The organism is Paenibacillus sp. FSL R7-0163, assembly GCF_037969975.1.
In the GTDB taxonomy this organism is placed as follows: domain Bacteria; phylum Bacillota; class Bacilli; order Paenibacillales; family Paenibacillaceae; genus Paenibacillus_AQ; species Paenibacillus_AQ odorifer.
Map to the genome: position 1 here is coordinate 2015938 of NZ_CP150224.1, position 24902 is coordinate 2040839.

Consider the following 24902-nt stretch of genomic DNA (forward strand, 5'->3'; position numbering starts at 1 on the left):
AGCTTGGAGGAAACGGAAATGATCAAACGGATTCAAGCGTGGCTGAGCCGTAAAGACAGGCAACAGTCAGTCGAGATTTCACCGGATAACATTCCCCGGCATGTGGCTGTGATTATGGATGGTAATGGACGCTGGGCTAAACGGCGCGGCTTACCGCGCGTTATGGGTCATCAGAACGGCATGAAGGCTGTCAAACGTGCTACGATCGCTGCAGACGAATTAGGTATTAAATACTTAACGATGTATGCGTTCTCGACAGAAAACTGGATACGCCCGAAAGAAGAAGTCGATTACTTGATGCGTTTGCCTGGGGAGTTTCTGGCGATTGAGCTTGATGAGCTAATCGAGAAGAATGTTCAAGTACGCATGATGGGTGACGCTGACGCTTTACCTTCATATACCCGTAAGGCTATGGAAGAGGCGGTAGCTCGAACAAAAGAGAATACTGGATTGATCTTAAATTTTGCTCTTAACTATGGTGGACGCAATGAAATAGAAGGCTGTATGCGCAGTTTAGGGAAAGATATCCAAGCTGGTATATTGTCGCCAGAAGAAATTACATCAGAGTTGATTAACAACAGACTATTAACTGCTGGTTTACCCGATCCTGATTTGTTGATACGAACAAGTGGAGAAATTCGGCTTAGCAATTTTATGTTATGGCAGATTGCCTATAGTGAATTGTGGTTTACTGATGTGTACTGGCCTGAGTTCGACAAAGAGCATTTGCATCAGGCCGTTGCTGAATATCAACGACGAACACGCCGTTATGGTGGACTGAAGTAGCTTGTTAGGAGATGGAACCTTTGAAGCAGCGATTGATTACCGGAATTGTTGCCGGAGTATTATTTTTAGGGTTATGTGTACTGGGAAACTGGCCGTATCAGGTTCTGCTTATTGCTATGGCTCTTATAGGTTTTTATGAATTTGTCAAAATGATAGGTATTCCTACGCTTTCCGGTACTACTTTTCTGGGTTACGCAGCTATTCTAAGCTTCATGATCCCATGGAATTTGCTTGGTGTTTCTGAGCCGCTGTCCTGGGAGCAAGGGATTTGGATTCTGCTGTTATTGTTCCTTCTGGTCACCGTTTTCACTAAAAATAAATTAGATATTCGAGTAACAGCCTTGCTGTTTACTGGTATTGTATACATTGGAATGGGCTTCTCTTATATGGCCGAGGCTCGTGCATCGGATGACGGACATGGTTTGTTCTGGACTTTTTTGCTCCTGTTCTGCATTTGGGGCAGTGATGCGGGGGCATATTTTGTAGGCAGAAGCTTTGGCAAGAACAAGCTCTGGCCGGCCATCAGTCCTAACAAAACGGTGGAAGGTGCTGTTGGCGGGGTACTGATCTCGATGCTTATTTCTATCGTGTTTGCGCTGCTTGCTCCTGAACACTTGGCGATAGGACGAGCATTGCTTATTGGGCTTTCTTGTGCGATATTAGGACAGCTTGGAGATCTTGTGCAGTCAGCTTATAAACGTGCGTATGGCATTAAAGACTCAGGTACACTTTTGCCAGGGCATGGCGGTATTCTTGATCGATGTGACAGCTGGATTATCGTATTTCCATTCGTACATATTGTAATGCTTATGCCTTACTATTAAACGAAGGGAGAGAGAGTATAACTATGAAAAAAATAAGTGTTCTAGGTTCGACGGGTTCGATCGGCACTCAGACTCTAGATGTCATCGCAATGCACCCAGACTCTTTTGAAGTAGATGGCTTGGCGGCCGGAACAAATACAGCATTATTACTGGAACAAGTTCGTCGTTTTAACCCGCGTAGAGTCTCTGTGGCAACGAAAGAGCTGGCAGATGAGATTAGATCCAGCCTACCTTCTGGTATAGAGCTTTACAGCGGGAATGAAGGGCTTGTTGAAGTGGCGGCTGGCGGCGATGCCGAAATGGTCGTAACGGCTGTTATGGGAAGCGTAGGGCTTCAATCAACACTAGCGGCAATTGAAGCCGGCAAACATATTGGACTCGCCAATAAGGAGACATTAGTAACGGCCGGACATTTGGTCACTGATCTTGCTAATCGTAAGGGAGTTAAGCTGTTGCCGATTGATAGTGAGCATTCAGCTATATATCAATGTCTCAATGGCGAGAATATCTCAGATATTGCCTACATCACTTTAACAGCATCCGGCGGCTCATTCCGTGACTTTACGCGTGATCAGCTTAAGGATGTGACGGTAGAAGATGCGCTTCGTCATCCGAATTGGAGCATGGGCGCGAAAATAACGATAGATTCTGCTACAATGGTGAACAAGGGCTTAGAGGTTATTGAAGCGCATTGGTTATTCGGTCTTCCGTATGAACAAGTGAATGTGCTGCTTCACCCGGAGAGCATCATTCACTCTTATGTTGAATTCCGTGACAGCAGTATTATTGCCCAGCTTGGCAATCCCGATATGCGTGTCCCGATTCAATATGCACTTACTTATCCAGATCGTTGGGAATCTCCGGCACAGCGTTTGTCGTTAGCTGAGATAGGACGTTTGACCTTCCGTGAAATGGACTTTGAACGTTACCCTGCACTGAAGCTAGCGATAGATTGCGGAAAAGCTGGTGGAACGGCGACTACTGCTTTCAACGCTGCGAACGAAATAGCAGTTGCTCGATTCTTAAGTCATGAGATCTCGTTCCTGCGTATTGAGGAGATTATCGGAGAAGTGCTAGATTGTCATAATAACGAGCATAATCCGAATCTGGAACAAATTGAATCCTGTGATAGACGTGTTCGAGAGCTGGCAGCTACGCTGTAGAACGTAGAAAGATCTCCTTTTAAAAATATAAGAAAGTATAAGTTTCACTTTATACATTATCCTTATATTTCTCGCGTAAACGCGTACCGTCTCCTTAAGGAACACTGATGGCGTTATTGCTTGACTGGAAATACTTACTTTGCCCTAAAAATAGGTTGGGACAGTTGATTCTCTTGTGCCTGATCGGAGAATAATGATAAATTAAGAGGACATACTTCGGTCTTACACCTAAAGGGGGATGATACGTTTGGAAATGGTTCAGGTCGTTTTTTTAACGGTGCTCATGTTTTTTGTACTTGTGACTGTACACGAATGGGGTCACTATTATTTTGCCAAACGCGCCGGTATTCTCGTGAGGGAATTTGCTATCGGTTTCGGTCCGAAACTGTTTTCTTATAAACGGAATGAGACTCAGTTCACTCTTCGCTTACTGCCTTTTGGCGGTTATGCCCGCATGGCTGGTGAAGATCCTGAGATTGTCGAGATTGGTTCTGGACAGACCATTGCGGTAAGGCTCGGACAAGACAATAAAGTTAAAAACATTTATCTGGATGCACTAGATACCCGTAGAAATGTTATCCGTGGTGAGGCGCTGAGTACCGATCTCGAAGATAAATTGCAGATTACCTTAGATGTGGACGGAGAAGTTACTACTTATGATGTCCATCCGCAAGCGATGATGATTAAAGGGACGCAACAGACACAAATTGCACCTAAAGATCGTCAATTCGGCAGCAAGACCGTGGGTCAGCGTGCGTTGGCTATCGTTGCGGGTCCTGTGATGAACTTTCTGTTAGCTTTTGTACTCTTCGCCATTCATTTGCAAATGGTCGGGATTCAAGTTGAAAATCCTACTTTTGTTAAGATTGGCGACGTCTCCGAAGGAATGCCGGCGCAAGAAGCAGGACTCCAAAAGGGCGACATCATTGTCTCCATCAATGGTGAGAAAATCGGTGCTGATTACCAAAAAATGATTAGCTTGACCTCGGAGTCCAAAGGTAAAGAAATGAACTGGACGCTGCAACGGGGAGAAGAAACCCTTAACGTTAAGCTAGTTCCTCGTAGTATGGAAGGACAAGAAGGCGGTAAAATAGGCATCACTCCTGAGCTACCTACTCGTAAAGCTGGTTTTGGCGAGACGATAACAGGTTCAGGAAAAGCTATGGTCGATACGACAGAAGCTATCTTTTTGGGCTTTAAACAATTGATCAATAAATTCAATATGGATGATATTGGAGGTCCGGTTCGTACGTTTGAGGTAACCGGTCAAATTGCTCAACAAGGTATTCAGTATCTTACATACTGGGCCGCTATTTTGAGTCTATATCTGGGGATATTTAACCTCTTGCCGATACCGGCACTCGATGGAAGCCGTCTGGCATTCCTAGGTGTTGAGGCACTGCGTGGCAAACCTGTGGATCCGGGTCATGAAGGCATGGTTCACTTTGTAGGTTTTGCACTGCTATTTTTATTAATGATTGCTGTTACGTATAATGATATTTTACGTTTGATCAGCGGCTAATTTTCTTCGGGAGGCATTCCATTACATGGCTAAAGATAAACAATTCGTTACGGAAATCACGCCGCAAAGCGAGGATTTCTCACGCTGGTATATTGATGTTATTAAAAAAGGAGACTTGATGGATTACTCTCCTGTTCGTGGCTGTATTGTATTTAAGCCAGAAGGCTATGAAATATGGGAGCATATTCAGGAGGAAATGAACCGTCGCCTCAAGGAAACTGGGCATCGAAACGCTTATTTTCCAGTGTTCATTCCAGAGAGTTTCTTTCAGAAGGAAAAGGATCATATTGAAGGCTTTAATCCAGAGCTGCCATGGGTAACAGAAGCGGGTGGTGACGTACTTGAGGAACGTCTCGCAGTTCGTCCTACTTCAGAGACCATGTTCGGCCACATGTACTCTAAATGGATTCAATCTTATCGTGACCTTCCTGTACTTATCAATCAATGGGCGAACGTGGTTCGTTGGGAGAAACGTACATTACCATTTATCCGCACGACTGAGTTTCTTTGGCAAGAAGGGCATACCGCGCATGAGAATGAAGCGGAAGCTCGTGAAGAAACTATGCGGATGCTGGATAACTACCGTGATTTTGTCGAGACCTATCTTGCCATTCCGGTTATTACTGGACAAAAGACACCTTCCGAGCGTTTTGCCGGTGCGGTAGATACGTATTCTATTGAAGCGATGATGAAGGATGGACGCGCTGTTCAGGCTGCTACTTCACATTACCTCGGCACCAAGTTTGCCACAGCTTTTGAGATTCAATATTTAAGCCGTGACAATAATTTGGAGTATGTACACACTACTTCATGGGGCTCAACCACTCGCTTGATTGGCTCCTTGATTATGGTACATGGAGATGACCGCGGTCTTGTTCTGCCGCCTAAGGTAGCTCCAACGCAAGTTATTATGATTCCTATCGGACCTCCTAAGACCCGCGAAGCTGTGATTGGGCGGACGGACGAGCTGTTCAAGGAATTGAAGAATGCTGGCGTTCGTGTACGTGTGGATGATCGTTCAGATGTTACTCCAGGCTGGAAGTTTAATGAATATGAAATGCGTGGAGTGCCAGTACGTTTGGAGCTTGGACCACGCGACATGGAGAATGGCGTCTGCGTTCTCGTCTCACGTGTCACCGGTGAGAAGAAGGTTATTCAACAGGAAAACCTCGTAGAAGAGGTTCAAACAATGCTTGAACAGGTTCACAACGAAATGTTCGAACGTGCCCTGAAATTCCGCGAGGACCACTTCTATTCTGTGGATTCCTTGGAGGAAATGAAGGCTTCGATGGATGAAAAACGTGGATTTGCTCTAGCTGGATGGTGTGGTTCCGAAGAATGCGAGTCCAAAGTTAAGGAAGAGACAGGTGCGGGTAGCCGCAATATTCCTTTTGATCCAGCGGAGACTAAGCAAGTCTGCATTTGCTGTGGCCAACCAGCCAAGCATACTGTGGTTTTTGCAAAGGCATATTAATCTTTAGGCACCGATCAACAGTCTTGTAGTATTTTAATTTAGCTTCTGGAGAGAGGAGTCGGCGGGCCGTAAGAACCCAATGCTTTTTGAAACCAGAAGCTTTTTAAAATATAAGAATTTATAGGAATTCGCTATAAATTATCCTTATATTTTTACGAGAAACAGTTATCGTCTTTAAAAGGCGACAACATCGTTTCTTCTTATCATATTGTACTTTCACTGTATATCATGGATAGTTTTAACTGGGTTATTAAAGGTGGGAGGAAAGCATGGAACAAAACCAGGAGAGAAGAAAAAGGTTCGAGCTCTTGATGAAGCAGGGTGAAATTCCGCCTGCAATCATGGATCCCTACTTTTTAGACGGGTATATAGAACGTGTTGAGATCAGTCGCGGCAACCGGGACTGGCAAATCGTTATTACGAAAGAAAGTCTGGTTCCAGCACAGGTATATCGGACATTTAGCCTTAGAATGCGGGAGAAGCTACAGCATATAGCTAAAGTAAGCTTTTTGTTCCTATATGATGAGAAGGTTAGTAGAGCGGAGCTTGTCCAAGAATATTGGGGACTGTTTCTGGAGTGGGTGCATCGGGAGATTCCATCGGTAAACGGCTGGCTGACCCGCTCCTCACAGGAGCTTAAAGAGGATACTTTAATGTTAACGATGAGTGATTCCACTTCGATGGAGCTGGCTCGCAAAAAAGGCATCGATGGAGCAATTATTAAATTTTATGATAAGTATTTCGGTCTCTCCTTAAAAGTTAAATTACTAATGGCGGAGAACGAAAATAATAATGTTGAAGCATTCGAAGAATTTCAGCAAAAGCTTCAGCAAGAACAACGCGAGATTGTTGAGCAGATGATGACTGCTGTGGAAACAGAAGCTCCTGCTGATGATAGCGATCCTAATGAAGTAATTAAGCTTCAAGTGGGGTATGAAATTAAGGAACAGGCTGTGCCGATTCTTGAAATTCAAGATGAAGAGAAGAAAATTACAATTCAGGGTACCATTTTTGGTCTGGATCGTAAGGAGCTTCGCAATGGCAGTACCTTGTTCACTTTCAGTCTGACCGATTTTACGGATTCTCTACAAATGAAGATGTTCGCGAAGACTAAAGATGATCTGAAGGTTATGAGTCAGCTAGCTAATGGCAAATGGGTAAGAGCACGCGGAAAAGTAGAATATGACCGTTTTATGCAGATTCCTGAGCTCGTGATGATCCCTTCGGATTTAACGGAAGTTAAGGCACCGCCTGCACGTAAAGATACTGCTCCTAAGAAACGGGTGGAATTCCACCTTCACACTACGATGAGTACGATGGATGCGGTCACTCCGATCACTACCTATGTCAAAACAGCTGCCCAGTGGGGTCATCCTGCGATTGCTATTTCTGATCATGGTGGCGTTCAGGCTTTTCCTGATGCAAACCATGCAGCTCATAAGCATAAGATAAAAATGATTTATGGTGTGGAAGCTAATGTTGTGAATGACTCTGTGAATATTGTCGAGAATGCTCAGCCTTTGGACTTGAAGACAGCTACCTATGTAGTGTTTGATATAGAAACCACGGGTTTATCGATTACCCGCAATAATATTACGGAGCTGGCGGCCATTAAAATGTGCGAAGGCAAAGAAGTAGACCGTTATTCTACTTTTGTTAATCCGCATGAGAAAATCCCTTATCATATTCAGCAATTGACCAATATTACGGATGAAATGGTAAAAGATGCTCCTGATCTTGAACCAGTACTGCGTAAGTTTGTTGAATTTGTGGGTGACAGTATCCTTGTAGCTCATAACGCCAGGTTTGATATGGGTTTTATTCAGGCCTCGTTACGTAAAATAGGTGAACCTGATCTTCCGAATCCATCTCTTGATACGCTTGAGCTCGCTCGCTTACTATATCCAAGCATGAAGAATCACAGGCTGAACACATTAGCCGATAAATATAAAGTTCTTCTGGAAAGCCATCACCGTGCGATTGATGATACCATAGCACTCGGCGGTATATTAACAGGATTGCTCGCAGATGCTGAAAAGATGAAGGGCATGACCCGCCTTGATCGACTAAACGATTATGTGGGTAATGATCTTTCGAACACAAGACCGTTCCACTGTAATATTTATGCACTTAATCAAATAGGCAAAAAAAATCTTTATAAGCTCATTTCCATGTCACATACGGAATATTTCAAACGTGTACCTTGTATTCCAAAATCCAAGCTGGAAGAGCATAGAGATGGACTGCTAGTGATTTCCGGTTGTGAACGTGGAGAGTTTTTTGAAGCAGTACTCAACAAAACGACTGAGGAAGCCATGGAGGTTGCTCATTTTTATGATGTGCTGGAGATTCAGCCATTGACCATGTACATGCACTTGGTGGACAAGGGTTTTGTAGCAGGCCCTGATGAGCTTCGCGATGTAGTCCGCAAGGTTTGCGAAATAGGGGAACAGTTAAATAAACCTGTTATCGCAACGGGGAATGTGCATTATCTTGAACCCCGGGACAAGCTGTATCGTGATATTACGATTAATGGGATCACAGGCTTTAGTCCGCTTAAAGACCAACGCAAACCGGATGCACACTTCCGCACAACGGATGAAATGCTGTCTGAATTCGAATTTCTCGGTGCTGAAAAAGCGATGGAAGTCGTTGTCACAAATACAGTTGAGCTGGCGGAGCGTTTTGAAGAACTGGAGCTATTTCCAGATAAGCTATTTACACCAATTATTGACGGGGCGGACGAAGAAATTCGCGAGACCTGCTACAATACAGCCAAATCCATTTACGGTGAAGAGCTGCCTGAAGTAGTTATTGCCCGTTTGGAGAAAGAGCTTGCACCGATTATTAAATACGGGTTCTCTGCCAACTATTTGATTTCTGAACGTCTCGTAAAAAAATCAAATCAGGATGGGTATCTCGTAGGCTCGCGGGGTTCCGTAGGTTCTTCTGTAGTCGCTACATTTCTTGGGATTTCAGAAGTTAATCCGTTGCCTGCGCATTATATTTGCCTAGATCCCGAGTGTCGCCATAGTGAATGGTTCCTGGACGGTAGTGTGCGGAGCGGATTCGATTTACCAGATAAAGTCTGTCCGGATTGCGGTCAGAAGCTCAAAGGTGAAGGCCAGGATATTCCGTTCGAGACCTTCCTTGGATTTAAAGGGGATAAAGTTCCCGATATCGACTTGAACTTCTCAGGGGAATATCAGCCGAATGCACATAACTTTACCAAAGAAATGTTTGGTGAGAAAAATGTATTCCGTGCCGGAACGATTGGTACCGTAGCTGAGAAGACAGCCTTCGGATTTGCAAAAAAATACGAAGAACTTCACCAGAAACGTTGGCGTGGAGCTGAAGTTGGCCGTCTGGCGGCTGGCTGTACAGGTGTTAAACGTAGTACGGGACAGCATCCGGGTGGTATAGTCGTTGTTCCAGACTATATGGAGGTAGAAGATATTACGCCAGTACAATTCCCGGCGGATGATGTCAATGCTGAATGGAAGACCACGCACTTTGATTATCACGCCTTTGACGCGAATTTGCTGAAGCTTGATATTCTGGGTCATGATGATCCGACGATGATGCGGATGCTTCAGGATTTGACAGGTGTGGATCCAACTTCTATCCCGATGAATGATCCGAAAGTTATGAGCATGTTTAACTCTACAGATGCACTTGGAGTGAGACCTGACGAAATCAGATCACCGGTTGCGACCTATGGTGTGCCCGAAATGGGGACCAAGTTCGTACGTCAAATGCTTATTGAGTCGAAACCGTCCAGCTTTGCTGACTTACTGCAAATATCAGGTTTGTCTCATGGTACTGGAGTTTGGCTTGGTAACGCTCAAGAGCTTATAAAGAATAACACGTGTAACATTAAGACCGTTATCGGTTGTCGTGATGACATCATGCTCTTCTTAATTTATAAAGCGGGAATGGATGCGAGCTTGGCCTTTAAAATTACCGAGAGTGTTCGTAAAGGTAAAGGTTTGTCTGACGAATGGATCGAGGAAATGAAAAAGTGCAAGGTCCCACAATGGTATATTGATTCTTGTCTGAAGATTCAATACATGTTCCCGAAGGCGCATGCTGCTGCATACGTAATTTCTGCAGTACGTACCGCCTACTTCAAGCTGTATCATCCTATTGAATATTATGCGACTTATTTCTCTGTACGTGCAGCAGATTTTGATATTGAATTGTGCTGTAAGGGGTATGAAGCCATCAACCGTCAGATCGTAGAAATCGAGCAAAAAGGATTTCAGGCTTTGCCTAAGGAAAAGGCTATGTTGCCTGTCCTTGAGATGGCTTTGGAGATGACGGCACGTGGGTTTACATTCAAAAACATTGATCTTTACCGCTCAGAAGCGAATAAGTTTATTGTTGATGACAAGAGTTTGATTCCTCCGTTTTCCGCATTAGCGGGAATTGGTGAGAATGCTGCTATCAACATAGCTGCTGCGAAAGATGCTGGAGAGTTCCTGTCTATTGAAGATTTCCAGCAGAAATCAAAGGCAAGTAAGACGGTTATTGAGCTGCTGACTGGCATGGGCTGCTTCCGCGGCTTACCGGAAAGCAATCAACTTTCCCTATTTTAAAGGCTTTAACAACACTTATTTCATGGCTAGAAAAGAGTGCTCCAAAGGGGGAGTCAAGGGCTAGCACTTGTCAGTCCAGTTTCCCTATGGTATAATTTCTTTGGTAATAATGAGATAAGTCCGTTGTGTAAAGAGTGGGGAAACCCACTCTTTATCTTTGGTATATAGCAAAAGACAAGTTCGTGGAGGTAATTTTCTTTTGAGCACACCCAAATCTAAAATTAAACAAACGGTAGAGCAGATGCTCGGGCCCTATCTCGACGACAATGGTTTCGAACTGGTGGACGTTGAATACGTGAAGGAAGGCTCCAATTGGTTTCTGCGTATATTCGTAGATAAAGAAGGCGGCATTGATATTGATGACTGCGGGATCATTAGCGAATATTTCAGTCAGAAGTTAGATGAGAATGATCCTATTCCTGAGGCATATTTCCTTGAGGTTTCCTCGCCGGGAGCAGAGCGTCCTCTCAAAAAAGCTGCGGATGTAGCTAAAGCGGTAGGTAAGGACGTGTATGTGACTGTTTATGAGCCGATTCAAGGACTCAAAGAATTTGAAGGTCGTTTGCTCTCGTTCGAGAACGAGGAACTGCTCATCTCCGCGGGCAAAAAAGAACATGTAGTACCGTACGCCAAGGTCGCAAGTGCGAGATTGGCCATTATTTTTTAACGTCTTGAAAGGGGGGCCGGAAATTCATGAGTATGGAGTTTATTGAAGCAATGAATGAGCTGGAGAGGGAGAGAGGCATCAGTAAAGATGTGCTGTTTGAAGCGATTGAAGCGGCGCTGATCTCTAGTTATAAACGTAATTTCAATGCAGCACAGAACGTGCGTGTTGACATGAATCGCAATACAGGTGTCATTAAAGTGTTTGCCCGCAAGTTAATTGTTGAGGAGGTCCTGGATACAAGGACTGAAATCTCATTGCCGGCAGCCAGAGAAATTAACCCGCATTTCCAGCTGGAAGATATCGCTGAGCTTGAAGTGACACCGCGTGATTTTGGACGTATTGCCGCACAGACTGCTAAGCAGGTTGTAACTCAACGGATTCGCGAAGCAGAGCGTGGACTTATCTATAATGCTTTTATCGACAAAGAAGATGATATCGTTACTGGACTAGTTCAACGTCAAGATATGCGGAACATATACATTGATCTTGGTAAAATCGAAGCGGTTCTTCCGCTTAGCGAATTGATGCCAGGTGAAAAGTTCAAACAAAGCGAACGCATCAAGGCTTATATCACAAAAGTTGAGAATACAACAAAAGGTCCGCAGATTATGCTCTCCCGCAGTCATCCTGGATTACTGAAGCGTCTGTTCGAGCTTGAAGTTCCTGAAATATTTGACGGTGTAGTTGAGATTCGTTCTGTAGCTCGTGAAGCTGGCTTCCGCTCGAAGATTGCTGTGTATTCCCGCAATCCAGAAGTAGATCCCGTTGGTTCTTGCGTAGGTCCAAGAGGCACACGCGTTCAGACCATCGTTACTGAGCTTCGCGGTGAGAAGATCGATATCGTCCGTTATTCTGATCTGGTGCAGGAATATGTTGCGAATGCACTAAGCCCTTCCAAGGTTCTTGAAGTTCAAGTCTTTGAAGCGGAGAAGATGGCGAGAGTTATCGTTCCTGACTATCAATTATCACTGGCTATCGGTATTAAAGGGCAAAATGCACGTCTTGCCGCTAAACTTACCGGCTGGAAGATTGATATCAAGAGTGAAACTCAAGCGGAGCAGGAATACGGCAGACCGAAATCTTCTATTGATGAAATGCATCAGGATTCCGTCTCCATAGATTAATTAACCTGCTTGACGGGAGGCGTTTGGTATGAAACAAAAAAAGGTGCCGCTGCGTAAATGCGTTGCTACCCAAGAGATGATGCCTAAAAAAGAGCTGATTCGTGTGGTAAGAACGCCTGAAGGTGAAGTGCTGATTGATCTGACGGGTAAGAAGTCAGGCCGTGGTGCTTACATATGCGGCAAGCTTGAATGCTTTCAGCTGGCACAAAAGAACAAAGCACTTGACCGTGCATTGAAATGTCAAGTGAGTCCTGAAATCTACGCCCAGCTAGCCCGGGAGTTTACATCCGTGGAAGAGCAGTTTCTAGCAGCAAAGGATAGTGAGGATAATGAGTAAGGCGCTTTCTTATTTAGGGCTTGCCATGAGAGCAGGCAAGATAGTCACCGGTGACGAGGCTGTACTCAAAGCTGTACGGTCTTCAGAGGCGAAGCTGGTCGTTCTGGCAGGTGACGCTTCAGATAATACCCAAAAAAAGTTCCGTGATAAATGCGGAACTTACGATATTCCACTAGTAATCGCATTTCACCGGGATGAACTCGGTGCAAGTATTGGTAAAGACCAGCGTGTAGTACTGGCCATTACGGATAAAGGATTCGCGGAAATGATCTCCAAGCAACTCGGAGATACTGTCGGAGGTGGATTTATTGACTAAAGAAGAGAACAAAGATAAATTGCGCGTGTACGAATACGCAAAGTCACTAAACATGAGCAGTAAAGAAATTATTACTATTCTGAAGCGTTTGAATGTCCCCGTGAATAATCATATGAGTGTCATGGAGAATGGATCCGTGAACAAAGTTGAACAGTTCTTTAAGGATATCAAATCAAACGCTGCAGCCAAGCGGGATACCGGCACCAGCAGCCGGCCGGTAACAACCGGTGCGGTAACAGCCGAACCTCAAAGTGCTCAGAATGCCAACAAAAATCAACAGGAAAAGCAGGTAGGTATGAACAGTAACCAAAACAACAACCAATCGACGACGTCCCCAAGGCCCCAAAGCGGACAAGATTCCCGCAGAACACAAACAGGTTCAACGCAGAATGCACGTCCGCAACAAAGCGGTGCTCCACGTACTAACAGTACTAACAGTACTAGTAGCAGCCGCCCGCAAAGCAGCACTACCGGCGGCAATCGCCCACAAGGTAGCAATACCGGTGGCAGCCGTCCGCAAGGCAGTAATACTGGCGGCAACCGTCCACAAGGTAGCAATACCGGTGGCAGCCGTCCGCAAGGCAGCAATACTGGTGGTAGCCGCCCACAAGGCAGCAACACCGGTGGAAGCCGTCCACAAGGAAGCAACACAAGTGGCAGCCGTCCGCAAGGACAAAACAGTGCACCACGCACTGACAGCCGTCCACAAGGTCAATCTGGCACAGGCGGAGGTTTCACACGCGGTGATGACAGAGGTCCTAAAAAGAACACAACTGGTGGCAGACCAAATAATAATCAAAGACGTTTTGATGATGGTAAAGGTGGTAACTACCGCGGTCGTGGTGGTAAGAATGGTCGTGGCAAGAACCAGCCAATGGTACACCGCGAGAAGATCGATAACACACCTAAGAAAATCATCGTTCGTGGCAGCATGACCGTTGGTGAAACAGCGAAATTGCTTCACAAGGATGCTTCTGAAGTAATCAAAAAGCTGATTTCAATGGGTGTTATGGCTACCATCAACCAAGAACTTGATATCGACACCATTTTGCTACTCGCTGCTGAATTTGGCGTAGAAGTAGAAGTGAAGATTCCTGTTGATGAGGACAGCTTCGAAACAGTGGAAGAGAATGACAATGAAGAGGATCTTCAGACTCGTCCTCCAGTAGTTACTATTATGGGTCACGTTGACCATGGTAAAACTACACTGCTTGATGCTATTCGTTCGACAAATGTGACTCTAGGCGAAGCCGGCGGAATCACTCAGCACATCGGTGCTTATCAAGTCGAAATCAATCAAAAGAAAATCACGTTCCTTGATACACCTGGTCACGAAGCATTTACTGCTATGCGTGCTCGTGGTGCACAGGTTACGGATATGACAATTATCGTAGTTGCTGCTGATGACGGTGTTATGCCTCAGACCGTTGAAGCTATTGCACACGCTAAGGCTGCTGGACTTCCGATTATTGTCGCTGTTAATAAAATCGACAAGCCGGGCGCAGATCCTGATAAGGTGAAGCAAGAGCTTACAAGTTATGAACTTGTTCCTGAAGAGTGGGGTGGAGATACCATCTTCGTTAACCTCTCTGCGAAACAACGTATTAACTTGGAAGAACTGCTGGAAATGATCCTGCTCGTAGCTGAAGTTAATGAGTACAAAGCGAACCCTGACAAACGGGCACGCGGTACTGTTATAGAAGCTGAGCTTGATAAATCCCGTGGACCAGTTGCTCGTATACTCGTTCAGAACGGTACGTTGAAAGTCGGCGATGCCTTTGTAGCAGGTAACTGCTTCGGACGTGTACGTGCGATGGTCAATGATAAAGGTCGTAAGATTAAAGAAGCTGGACCATCTACTCCAGTAGAAATTACTGGTTTGACTGAGGTGCCACAAGCTGGCGATCCGTTTATGGCATTCGAAGACGAGCGTAAAGCCCGTGCGATTGCTGATAGACGTTCCACTTCCCAACGTCAATCTGAGCTGAATACGAACACCCGTGTAACTTTGGATGATCTGTTCCAGCACATTAAAGATGGCGAGATCAAAGACCTTAACGTGATTATCAAAGCTGACGTACAAGGTTCAGTCGAGGCGCTTAAAGGATCCTTGGCTAAGATCGAAGTGGAAGGCGTACGCGTGAAGATCATTCACAGCGGTGCTGGTGCGATTACTGAATCCGATATTACGCTTGCAGCAGCATCTAATGCTATCGTTATCGGCTTTAACGTTCGTCCAGACGCACAGACCAAAGCAGCTGCTGAGCAAGAAAAAGTAGATGTTCGTCTGCACAACATTATCTACAACGTAATTGAAGAAATCGAAAGTGCCATGAAAGGTATGCTCGATCCTATCTATAAAGAGAATGTTATCGGTCACGCTGAAGTTCGCAGCGTGTTCAAAATCAGCAAAGTGGGTACCATTGCAGGATGTATGGTTACTTCTGGTAAAATTACCCGTAATGCTGAAATGCGCTTGATCCGTAGCGGAATCGTAGTGTTCACAGGTAAGGTTGATACTTTGAAACGTTTCAAAGATGATGCCAAAGAAGTGGCGCAAGGTTATGAATGTGGCATAACTTTGGAACGCTATAATGACGTCCAAGAGGGCGACATTATCGAAGCGTTTCTTATGGAAACTGTAGAGCGCTAAGCGAAGAGGTGAATATAGATGTCTAAAATTAGAGCAGGACGAGTGGGCGAGCAGATCAAGAAAGAGCTTAGTCAACTTATCCAAAGCGGTCTGAAAGACCCTCGAATCGGTTTTGTAACTGTAACTGGCGTAGATGTGACTAACGATCTATCGCAAGCCAAGGTATACTTAAGCGTGTTCGGGGATGAAGAGCAGAAGGCAGACTCGCTTAAAGCGATTGAGAAAGCCAATGGTTTTCTTCGCTCAGAGCTTGGCAAGGCCATTCGCCTTCGGCATACACCGGAGCTGATCTTCAAGATCGACGAATCTGTCGCTTATGGCAGTCATATTGAGAAGCTTCTTGGAGAGCTTCATAAGAACGATTAGAAATAAGTGATTAAAGTGGGGTTCAAAATAGCGTTATGCTATTTTGAACAACCTTTAAAAAGGAGACGGCGAATGCAGAGCTATGAACAAAGTCTCCAGCAGACCCGTGAGTTTCTGCTGGAACACGACGATTACCTTGTAGTGTCGCATGTTCAGCCGGACGGAGATGCAGTCAGCTCCACCCTTGCGGTGGGCTGGCTTCTCTCATGTCTGGGCAAAAAGTACACTATGCTGAATGAAGGACCGATCCCGAAGCGAATGGAATACCTATGGCATTCGGATGAAATCATCAATATGGCCTCTAGTGAACCGCCCCGTCAATACAGCAACGTCATCTGTGTGGATTGTGCGGATTTTCAGCGAGTAGGGCTGACAAACCGCTATTTTGCGAATGAGGCTCTTATCCTGAACATTGATCACCATCCAACAAATAACGGTTATGGATTCGTTAATTTAATCAAACCGGATGCAGCTGCGACAGCGGAAATATTGTTCGACCTGCTGAAGACATTCGAGATCGAATGGGATATTGATATCGCCACAGCTATATATACGGGTCTGTTAACAGATACCGGTGGTTTTCGTTATACCAACACATCACCAAAAGTAATGGCAGCTGTATCTGAGCTATTATCCCTTGGAGTTAACGGTCCTGAACTCGCTGAGACATTGCTTGAAGAAATGACGCTGCCACAGGTTAAAATATTAAATAAAGCCTTAAATACGCTGGAATTATCTCCTGAAGGGGATATTGCCTGGCTATATGTTACACCCGAGCATATGATCGAATGTGCTGCTGCTAATGAAGATTTGGAAGGAATCGTAAACTACCCTCGTAATATACGGGGCGTGGAAGTAGGCATTCTTTTTAAAGTTATTCATGAACATGCGGTCAAGGTTAGCCTACGTTCTGCCGGTAAAGTAGACGTGGCTGCATTGGCGCAAACGTTTGGCGGCGGCGGTCATACCCGTGCTGCAGGTGCGCGTATAGAAGCTACGCTTGAAGAGGCAATAACTCAGGTGCTTGAGGAGGTAAGACGTCATTTATGAGTGAATTAGAAGGTGTTCTGGCGGTTTATAAACCGGCAGGCTTCACTTCACATGATGTTGTAGCCAAGGCACGCCGTATTCTCGGCATGAAACGGATTGGTCATACGGGGACACTAGATCCCCAAGTGACTGGTGTATTGCCGCTTTGTCTGGGACGTGCGACTCGCGTTGTGGAGTATATTCAGGAGCTGCCCAAAGAATATGTGGCAACACTGAGACTGGGGATGTCCAGTGATACTGAAGACTTAACTGGAACCATTACGGAAACTGTAGATGAGGTTCATGTATCTGAGGAAGAGATTCTTGCAGTGCTTGCCTCTTTCAAAGGTGTAATTTCTCAGGTTCCTCCCATGTACTCTGCGGTGAAAGTGGATGGCAAACGTCTTTATGAATTGGCTAGAGAAGGCAAGACCGTTGAACGAAAAAGTCGTGAAGTAGAGATTTATGAAATCGAAATGACGGATATGACTTGGGAAGGTAATCATCCCGACATCACTTTCCGGGTATTATGCTCCAAAGGCACGTATATTCGAACACTTTGTGTTGATATCGGTCGTGCGCTTGGACTGCCGGGTGTAATGGTGAAGCTGGAGAGAACAATGTCGGCAGGAATTTCTGCCAGCCATTGTTTATCCCTTGAGGATATTGCCGCGCACAAGGAAGCCGGAACATTAGAAGATCATTTAATCGCTGCTGATGAGGCAATTTCGCATTTGCCTAAGCATACCGTTATGGATGAGAAGAAGAAGGCAGCACTGCAGGGTCAACGTTTGTCTTCGCGGTTCATTGCTCCAGAAGTGAAGACAGCAGGTCAAATTCGGCTATACGATCTTCAGGGATTGTTTCTTGGCATTTATGAGCTGGAAGAGACAGGTGCTATTGCCCCAGTAAAAGTGTTTGCACAAGCTTAAATCAATTTTACCAAGTGAATTGTAGGTGAGAAACAGCGTGAGAACCGTAACGTTAACCTATCCGATGTCGCCGGAGACTGCTGCCGAATGGGCACAACCTCAAGTGGCTGCTCTAGGGCAGTTTGACGGCCTGCATCGTGGACATGCCAGTGTCATTACATCCGCTGTGGCCTTAGCCCGTAAACAAGGTGTGCCGGCTGCAGTCCTTACATTTCATCCTCATCCCAAAGATGTTATGGGTAAGGGGGATTATGAAGGGTACTTGACGCCACCCTTTGAAAAGCAAGAGATTCTTGCCAGCATGGGTGTAGATATCCTGTATGTTATTGAATTTAATGAGCAGCTTTCCCGGGTTAGTCCACAGAATTTTGTCTCTGTTATGCTTTTGCCGCTACATATTGTAACTGCAGTTGTTGGCTTTGACTTTCGCTTTGGCTACCAAGGTGAAGGCGATGTTGAGATGCTTCGTAAGCTGGGTGAAGGTGTTATGAATGTGGAAGTTGCTCCTCCTTTTCTGCTTGAAGGCGAAAAGGTTAGCAGCTCCGGCATTCGCAAAAGTCTCCAAAATGGAGATCTGGGACTGGCAAACTCCTGGTTCGGACGTTGCTATCATCTGCGTGGTGAAGTGGGGCATGGTGAGAAGAGAGGCCGCACAATTGGTTTTCCAACTGCCAATTTGAAGCTCAGTGATCATTTTGTCATTCCGACCAAAGGTGTATATGCGGTTCGAGTCTTTTATAAGGATAAAGTTCTGTACGGGGTTATGAATGTGGGCGTTAAACCAACCTTTCATGAGGGTGTGTTGACTCCGAGCTTTGAGGTACATCTGTTTGACTTCGAGGGTGACCTGTATGATCAAGAGCTTAAGGTAGAATTGGTATCTTACATTCGTCCAGAACGGAAGTTTGACTCCATTGGGGCATTGATTACTCAGATTGGCGAGGATGCAGAAACCGCGAAGAAGATTCTGGAGTATAATTTATAGTCATCCCGGACAAGCCGTTTACTTTTGTTAATGGAGATGCTATACTAAGTAACGTTGCTGGCTTACAGCATCATAACCTTAGCTTGGTTGCACGTTCTCACCGACGGTGACGAGGCTAGTGGCGATTATATTGAAGGAGGTGAACAGGATGGCATTAACTCAAGAACGTAAACATCAATTGATCGACGAGCACAAAACTCACGAATCCGATACTGGATCCCCTGAGGTGCAAGTTGCTATCCTAACGGAGAACATCGTTAATTTGACTGACCACTTGCGTACGCACAAGAAAGATCATCACTCCCGTCGCGGATTGTTGAAAATGGTTGGACAACGTCGTAAACTTCTGGCGTATTTGAAAAACAAAGACATCAGACGTTACAGCGCCCTGATCGAAAGACTGGGATTGCGTCGTTAATTTTCCATAAGATTACTCTTAAAGCAGCCTGGTTGTATACCGTATGTCCTTCTCGGAGCGACAGCGGGACAGCTGGGTTGCTTTTTGAAAATTTAGGGAAAACTTAATATTAGGATCGATGAGATTATTCGCAAAAACGGCGACTTTACTTTTCAGTAAGGCCCAGCCGTTTCTTCTTATATGCATACAGAATAGGTAGCCTCCCTTTGGGACAAGCCTTTCCAATTCATTTAGATCGATATGTGAACCTGCTATTTTAGACTGCGGGTCTACTACTATTCAAGGAGGTATTTATGGAAAAACGTGTAGAAATGCAGCTGGGTGGAAGACGCCTTGTGCTGGAAACGGGCCGCCTGGCTAAACAAGCAAATGCAGCTGTTATGGTGCGTTACGGGGATACTTCGGTATTATGTACCGTTACGGCTTCGAAAGAGCCTAAGGATCTGGATTTTTTCCCGCTTACAGTTAACTATGAGGAAAGATTATATGCGGTAGGTAAAATTCCTGGCGGATTTATTAAACGGGAAGGTAGACCGAGTGAGAAAGCGATTCTGTCAAGTCGTTTGACAGACCGTCCAATCAGACCACTATTCCCTGAAGGATTTCGTAACGATGTTCAGGTATTGAACATGGTAATGAGTGTGGATCAGGACTGCGCACCAGATATTGCTGCTATGATCGGTACTTCAGCTGCACTTAGTATTTCCGATGTGCCTTTTGATGGACCCATCGGCGGCGTTGCTGTAGGTCGGATTAATGGAGAGTTTGTGATCAATCCGGATATGTCTCAGCAAGCAATCAGTGATGTTTATGTAGTGGTTGCTGGAACGAAGGATGCAATCATGATGGTTGAAGCAGAAGCGAACGAAGTGACGGAAGATGTGATGCTCGAAGCGATTATGTTCGGTCATGATGAAATCCGCAAGATCGTTGCAACCATTGAAGAACTGGTTAAAGTGGCTGGTAAAGAAAAAATGGCTGTGAAGCTGCATACAGTGAATGCTGACGTGAATACTGAGGTCCGTGCATTTGCTGAGGCTCGTCTGGTGGAAGCCGTTAAAATAGCTGAAAAACATGCGCGTCAGGAAGCGATTGATGTCGTTAATGATGAAGCGGTTGCGTATTTCGTAGAGAAGTACATAGAAGCACCGGAGCTTCTGAAAGATGTTAAAGAAGTCCTACATGATATCGTGAAGGATGAAGTAAGACGTCTAATCACACATGATAAGGTTCGTCCAGATGGACGTAAACTTGATGAAATCCGTCCGATTGAATGTGATACAAGTCTGTTACCGCGTACACACGGTTCCGGTCTGTTTACACGTGGACAAACACAAATCCTTAGCGTTTGTACCCTTGGAGCACTAGGTGATGTACAAATTCTCGACGGAATCGATCCTACTGAAACAAAACGTTTCATGCACCATTACAACTTCCCGCCGTTCAGCGTAGGGGAAGCTCGTCCGCTTAGAGCACCAGGACGCCGTGAAATCGGTCATGGAGCACTTGGAGAACGTGCATTATCCAAGGTTATTCCTAGTGAAACTGAATTCCCGTACACGATTCGTCTAGTATCAGAAGCGATTGAATCTAACGGTTCTACTTCCCAGGCAAGTATCTGTGCCAGCATTCTGGCTATGATGGACGCTGGTGTGCCAATCAAAGCACCGGTAGCCGGAGTAGCAATGGGTCTGATCAAAGACGGAGAGCATGTCTCCATCCTGACGGATATTCAAGGTATGGAAGATCATCTCGGAGATATGGACTTCAAGGTAGCTGGTACAGCAGAAGGTGTTACAGCTATTCAAATGGACATTAAGATTGCCGGTATCGACCGCAACATTCTTCAGGATGCACTTCAGCAGGCTAAAGAAGGCCGTCTGTTCATCTTGGACAAAATGAATGAAGCGATCTCTGCGCCAAGACCTAATCTGTCCAAATATGCTCCAAAAATCATTATTATCAACATCAATCCGGACAAAATCCGTGATGTTATCGGTGCTGGTGGTAAGATTATCAATAAAATTATTGAAGAAACCGGCGTAAAAATCGACATCGAACAAGATGGCCGTGTCTTTATCGGTTCTTCAGATGAAGAGATGATCCAAAAGGCACGTTCGATTATCGAAGGACTAGTGCGTGAAGTACAAGTCGGAGAAATCTATGTGGGTACAGTTAGACGTATTGAGAAATTCGGAGCATTTGTTGAACTAATTCCGGGTAAAGACGGATTGGTACACATTTCCCAATTGTCCACTGAGCGCGTAGCTAAGGTTGAAGATGTTGTAGCTGTCGGGGATACAATTACCGTTAAAGTTACCGAAATCGACCAACAAGGCCGGGTTAACCTGTCGCGTAAAGCGGTATTGACTTCGGAAACTGGAGCTAAAGCTTAAGTTTCAATTGTAGAGGTACCTTTTCTAAAGTACCTAATAGCATAATAAAAGGAGACAGAAGCGATTGCGTTCTGGCTCTTTTTTTATATGAAATAAAGTAAAGTGCATCACTATCACGCCTCTTGCCTCTGTTCTTATGACATAAATTCCTCTCTTGTCTCATAGATTGGGACAAAGTGTCTTTGTATTCGTGTGGAACGGACTACAAGTCGTTTCTGCCGGGGAGGAAGTCGTCATGAAGACGGAAAAAGTGGCTTTAGTGGTTGCTTGTATTGCGATCGTGATAGGAATTGGCAGCACTCAGGGACCGGTAAAGGACATGCTTGCGCAATTGAAGCCGCAGGATGACCTAGCTGTGTGGAAGGATATTTCTAAGCCGGAGAACAATGATCTTCGGACACGGATTGAGACCGCCGCAGCCAAACTTAATGCCCCTCCAGTGAATGCCGTGGTTGATCGGGTATGGAAGGCGATTCCGGGTTATAACGGACTTGAGATTGATGTAGAGAGTACATATCGGAATGCTCTTTTGGCGCCAAAAGAACCTATAAAATTTATGTATCGGCAGATTGAACCACAGATATCACTGAATCAACTGGGAGCTGAACCCATATATCGTGGGAATCCGGCCAAACCGATGGTATCGTTGATGATTAATGTGGCGTGGGGAAATGAGTACATTGTGCCAATGTTGGATGTTTTGGATGAAGAGAACGTTAAAGTTACGTTTTTTCTGGATGGGAGCTGGCTGAGTAAAAATCCGGAGCTGGCTAAAGAAATGCTAAAACGTGGTCATGAGATGGAGAATCATGCTTATACCCACCCTAATATGAGTACTTTAAGTCGTGCGCGAGCTACTGTAGAAATTGAGAAGACACAAAAGCTGTTAAAGGAATCGCTTGGAGTCACTAATAAATGGTTCGCACCCCCTTCTGGTGATTTCGATCAGGAGACAGTAGAAATTGCCAGCAGTTTAGGGCTCAAGACCGTACTATGGACCGTGGATACCGTGGATTGGCGTAATCCTTCTCCTGAATCTGTAGTTGCCAAAATCACAAGCAAAGCGGAACCAGGCACTCTAGTCTTAATGCATCCCACAGCCTCATCCTCCAAAGCTCTGAGGGCCATGATACGTGGAATCAAAGCAAAAGGGTTGCAGTTAGGTACAGTTAGTCAAACGCTCTCAGCAGAGCGGCTGATCCCCTCTAATGTTGAGTGAGAGCTGTATTTCTGGTAGGATTATAGGCACGTGTAATTAAATTAGATAGAACATGGCTATTTGCCAGGAGGACTTGAAGTGGAAAAAATAGTGTTATCCAATGGTTTACGAGTGGTAATGGAGAAAATCCCGACTGGCCGGTCCGTTTCTTTCGGAATCTGGGTAAAGACAGGCTCTCGGAATGAACACCCTGGAAACAACGGGATATCCCATTTTGTAGAACATATGCTTTTTAAAGGTACGGATCGGTACAGCGCCAAGGATATTGCTGAGCAGTTTGACGCCATCGGGGGCAATGTAAATGCGTTTACCTCAAAGGAATATACATGTTATTATGCTAAAGTACTGGATGAGCATCTGCCCATCGCTGTAGATGTATTAGCGGATATGTTCTTCCGTTCACGGATGGACGCTGAAGAGCTGGAGAAAGAAAAGAATGTCATCCTTGAGGAAATCTCCATGTGCGAAGACACGCCGGATGATCTTGTACATGATTTGATGTGTGCTGCTGCCTACAAGGACCATCCGCTAGCGTATTCCATCCTTGGCTTGAAGGAACGGCTGATGGAGATGAAGCCGGATGATCTTCGGGCGTATATGAAGGAACAATACACGATTGAGAATACGGTTATAAGTGTAGCCGGCAACATTAGTGATGGATTGATCGAACTGCTGGAACAGCATTTTGGTTCTTTTGATAATCATGGTACAAGTGCGCCGCTGACTCCACCAGATTACTATGGAGAACTCTTATTTCACCGCAAGAAAACAGAGCAGAATCACATCTGTCTTTCCTTGCCTGGCGTACGTTCTGGCGATCCCTTGCAATATGCTATGGTGCTGATCAATAATGCCGTAGGCGGAGGGATGAGCTCCCGTATGTTCCAGGAAATTCGTGAAAAACGCGGATTAGCTTATTCGGTGTATTCCTATCACAGCTCCCAGGCAGATTCTGGTCTGTTTACGGTCTATGCCGGTACAGCGCCCAAGCAAACAAAAGATGTCATGGAGTTAATCAAGGAAATGATGTACGAACTTGCTACCAACGGCCTCAGTGAAGATGAGCTGAGAAAAGGCAAGGAGCAGCTTAAAGGCAGTCTCATTCTTAGTCTCGAAAGCACTAGCAGCCGAATGAACCGTATCGGAAAAAATGAACTTATGCTCGGAAGACATAATACATTGGACGATATGATCGCCAAAATTCAGCTAGTGACGATGGACAATATCAACAGTGTGCTGGACCATATGTTCGCGGAGCCGCTTTCTTTAGCGATGGTAGGCTCATCAGATAAAGCTATTGCAAATGTTAGGAGAGATGATCTTGTCTTATTACGTACAAATCAATAAACTTACTGGAAACGAGGATGTAAATCTTCCTTGTAAAATGTCGGAGCAAGCTTCCGGTTATGATCTTTATGCTGCAGTTGCGGGTGAAATTGTACTTGCACCAGGAGAGCGTGCTTTAATTCCAACAGGGATTTCACTGGCTATGCCAGAGGGGCTTGAAGCGCAGATCCGTCCGCGTAGTGGACTGGCCTTGAAGCACGGGATTACCTGCTTGAATACACCTGGAACTATAGACGCTGATTACCGCGGAGAGATCAAAGTACTCTTGATCAATCTGGGGCAGGAGCCGTTTGCTATCGCTCGCAATGAGCGGATTGCCCAAATGGTATTTCAAGCTGTTCCAGTGGTTAATTTGGTGGAAGTGGAAGAGTTGTCCGAAACACAACGCGGAGCCGGAGGCTTTGGTCATACTGGCAAATAAGATTGTTGATATAATTCATTTAAAAAGCTTACGAATTCATGCCCAAGGCATGATTCGTGAGCTTTTTTTGTTATACAGAGTTAATTATCAAAAACATTATTTTCTTCGATTGTTATGCAGATAGCATTTTATAAAGTGCTATCTGCTACTCCAACTACATCCGATTTCCCCATCGAATAAACTCAGCATTTTCATTGGCGCTCTGCCACAACTCTAACCCTACCGTCAAATTAAAAACGAAGCCCCTATCGGACCTCAGCGCTCTTATTAACAACAAATCTTCTTAATTTGGCTGTTTTCGGACCCCAGTGTCACTATTGGATCA

General features: G+C 45.1%; 20 protein-coding genes. All 20 read left to right on the forward strand.

Annotated elements, in window-relative coordinates:
- The first annotated feature begins 18 nt into the window (after positions 1–18).
- The 20 genes from NST45_RS08995 (at position 19) to dut (ending at position 24577) form a co-directional block, all read left to right on the forward strand.
- A complete protein-coding gene (locus NST45_RS08995) occupies positions 19–786 on the forward strand; it encodes an isoprenyl transferase (RefSeq protein WP_036688488.1) in 768 nt (255 codons plus the stop codon).
- Between the two features lie 20 nt (positions 787–806).
- On the forward strand, positions 807–1610 hold the full coding sequence (locus NST45_RS09000; protein WP_076100390.1) for a phosphatidate cytidylyltransferase: 804 nt from the start codon (positions 807–809) through the stop codon (positions 1608–1610).
- Between the two features lie 23 nt (positions 1611–1633).
- Complete coding sequence (locus tag NST45_RS09005; RefSeq protein WP_036688483.1) at positions 1634–2773, forward strand: 1-deoxy-D-xylulose-5-phosphate reductoisomerase; 1140 nt, start codon at positions 1634–1636, stop codon at positions 2771–2773.
- 247 nt (positions 2774–3020) lie between these two features.
- Entirely contained in the window at positions 3021–4295 is a 1275-nt protein-coding gene (gene rseP, locus NST45_RS09010; protein WP_036688480.1) for an RIP metalloprotease RseP, read from the forward strand.
- 25 nt (positions 4296–4320) lie between these two features.
- A complete protein-coding gene (proS, locus tag NST45_RS09015) occupies positions 4321–5769 on the forward strand; it encodes a proline--tRNA ligase (protein WP_036688477.1) in 1449 nt (482 codons plus the stop codon).
- A 269-nt stretch (positions 5770–6038) separates the two neighbouring features.
- Positions 6039–10367 carry a PolC-type DNA polymerase III gene (locus NST45_RS09020; protein WP_076100393.1) on the forward strand — a complete coding sequence of 1443 codons (4329 nt, stop codon included), beginning with the start codon at positions 6039–6041 and terminating at the stop codon, positions 10365–10367.
- A 199-nt stretch (positions 10368–10566) separates the two neighbouring features.
- Entirely contained in the window at positions 10567–11034 is a 468-nt protein-coding gene (gene rimP / locus NST45_RS09025; protein ID WP_076127842.1) for a ribosome maturation factor RimP, read from the forward strand.
- A 26-nt stretch (positions 11035–11060) separates the two neighbouring features.
- On the forward strand, positions 11061–12158 hold the full coding sequence (nusA, locus tag NST45_RS09030; protein ID WP_036688470.1) for a transcription termination factor NusA: 1098 nt from the start codon (positions 11061–11063) through the stop codon (positions 12156–12158).
- 28 nt (positions 12159–12186) lie between these two features.
- Positions 12187–12495 (forward strand): YlxR family protein, encoded by a 309-nt coding sequence (locus NST45_RS09035; protein ID WP_036688467.1) that lies wholly within the window; start codon positions 12187–12189, stop codon positions 12493–12495.
- Positions 12488–12811 carry a YlxQ family RNA-binding protein gene (locus tag NST45_RS09040; protein WP_036688466.1) on the forward strand — a complete coding sequence of 108 codons (324 nt, stop codon included), beginning with the start codon at positions 12488–12490 and terminating at the stop codon, positions 12809–12811. Before NST45_RS09035 ends, NST45_RS09040 begins: the two co-directional genes overlap by 8 nt.
- Positions 12804–15464: a translation initiation factor IF-2 gene (gene infB, locus NST45_RS09045; protein ID WP_076143852.1), complete on the forward strand. Its 2661-nt coding sequence runs from the start codon at positions 12804–12806 to the stop codon at positions 15462–15464. The genes NST45_RS09040 and infB overlap by 8 nt, the downstream gene beginning before the upstream one ends.
- An 18-nt stretch (positions 15465–15482) precedes the next feature.
- Positions 15483–15830: a 30S ribosome-binding factor RbfA gene (gene rbfA / locus NST45_RS09050; protein ID WP_036688461.1), complete on the forward strand. Its 348-nt coding sequence runs from the start codon at positions 15483–15485 to the stop codon at positions 15828–15830.
- Positions 15831–15902: 72 nt separating this feature from the next.
- Complete coding sequence (locus NST45_RS09055) at positions 15903–16880, forward strand: bifunctional oligoribonuclease/PAP phosphatase NrnA (protein WP_038571927.1); 978 nt, start codon at positions 15903–15905, stop codon at positions 16878–16880.
- Complete coding sequence (gene truB, locus NST45_RS09060; RefSeq protein WP_076140993.1) at positions 16877–17791, forward strand: tRNA pseudouridine(55) synthase TruB; 915 nt, start codon at positions 16877–16879, stop codon at positions 17789–17791. Before NST45_RS09055 ends, truB begins: the two co-directional genes overlap by 4 nt.
- Before the next feature lie 37 nt (positions 17792–17828).
- The gene (locus tag NST45_RS09065) at positions 17829–18776 is read left to right on the forward strand and encodes a bifunctional riboflavin kinase/FAD synthetase (RefSeq protein WP_038571921.1); all 948 of its coding nucleotides are present in this window, start codon (positions 17829–17831) and stop codon (positions 18774–18776) included.
- Between the two features lie 148 nt (positions 18777–18924).
- On the forward strand, positions 18925–19194 hold the full coding sequence (gene rpsO / locus NST45_RS09070) for a 30S ribosomal protein S15 (RefSeq protein ID WP_036656390.1): 270 nt from the start codon (positions 18925–18927) through the stop codon (positions 19192–19194).
- Between the two features lie 293 nt (positions 19195–19487).
- Complete coding sequence (pnp, locus tag NST45_RS09075; RefSeq protein WP_036688453.1) at positions 19488–21590, forward strand: polyribonucleotide nucleotidyltransferase; 2103 nt, start codon at positions 19488–19490, stop codon at positions 21588–21590.
- Between the two features lie 235 nt (positions 21591–21825).
- Positions 21826–22809: a polysaccharide deacetylase family protein gene (locus NST45_RS09080; RefSeq protein ID WP_076106339.1), complete on the forward strand. Its 984-nt coding sequence runs from the start codon at positions 21826–21828 to the stop codon at positions 22807–22809.
- A gap of 78 nt (positions 22810–22887) precedes the next feature.
- The gene (locus NST45_RS09085) at positions 22888–24156 is read left to right on the forward strand and encodes a pitrilysin family protein (RefSeq protein ID WP_036688449.1); all 1269 of its coding nucleotides are present in this window, start codon (positions 22888–22890) and stop codon (positions 24154–24156) included.
- Positions 24131–24577 (forward strand): dUTP diphosphatase, encoded by a 447-nt coding sequence (gene dut / locus NST45_RS09090; RefSeq protein WP_170914171.1) that lies wholly within the window; start codon positions 24131–24133, stop codon positions 24575–24577. Before NST45_RS09085 ends, dut begins: the two co-directional genes overlap by 26 nt.
- Positions 24578–24902 lie beyond the last annotated feature (325 nt).

Coding starts and splice junctions, on each gene's coding strand:
- NST45_RS08995 (WP_036688488.1), top strand. CDS start 19: ATGATCAAACGGATTCAAGCGTGGCTGAGCCGTAAAGACAGGCAACAG.
- NST45_RS09005 (WP_036688483.1), top strand. CDS start 1,634: ATGAAAAAAATAAGTGTTCTAGGTTCGACGGGTTCGATCGGCACTCAG.
- proS (WP_036688477.1), top strand. CDS start 4,321: ATGGCTAAAGATAAACAATTCGTTACGGAAATCACGCCGCAAAGCGAG.
- NST45_RS09020 (WP_076100393.1), top strand. CDS start 6,039: ATGGAACAAAACCAGGAGAGAAGAAAAAGGTTCGAGCTCTTGATGAAG.
- nusA (WP_036688470.1), top strand. CDS start 11,061: ATGAGTATGGAGTTTATTGAAGCAATGAATGAGCTGGAGAGGGAGAGA.
- NST45_RS09035 (WP_036688467.1), top strand. CDS start 12,187: ATGAAACAAAAAAAGGTGCCGCTGCGTAAATGCGTTGCTACCCAAGAG.
- NST45_RS09040 (WP_036688466.1), top strand. CDS start 12,488: ATGAGTAAGGCGCTTTCTTATTTAGGGCTTGCCATGAGAGCAGGCAAG.
- rbfA (WP_036688461.1), top strand. CDS start 15,483: ATGTCTAAAATTAGAGCAGGACGAGTGGGCGAGCAGATCAAGAAAGAG.
- NST45_RS09055 (WP_038571927.1), top strand. CDS start 15,903: ATGCAGAGCTATGAACAAAGTCTCCAGCAGACCCGTGAGTTTCTGCTG.
- truB (WP_076140993.1), top strand. CDS start 16,877: ATGAGTGAATTAGAAGGTGTTCTGGCGGTTTATAAACCGGCAGGCTTC.
- rpsO (WP_036656390.1), top strand. CDS start 18,925: ATGGCATTAACTCAAGAACGTAAACATCAATTGATCGACGAGCACAAA.
- pnp (WP_036688453.1), top strand. CDS start 19,488: ATGGAAAAACGTGTAGAAATGCAGCTGGGTGGAAGACGCCTTGTGCTG.
- NST45_RS09080 (WP_076106339.1), top strand. CDS start 21,826: ATGAAGACGGAAAAAGTGGCTTTAGTGGTTGCTTGTATTGCGATCGTG.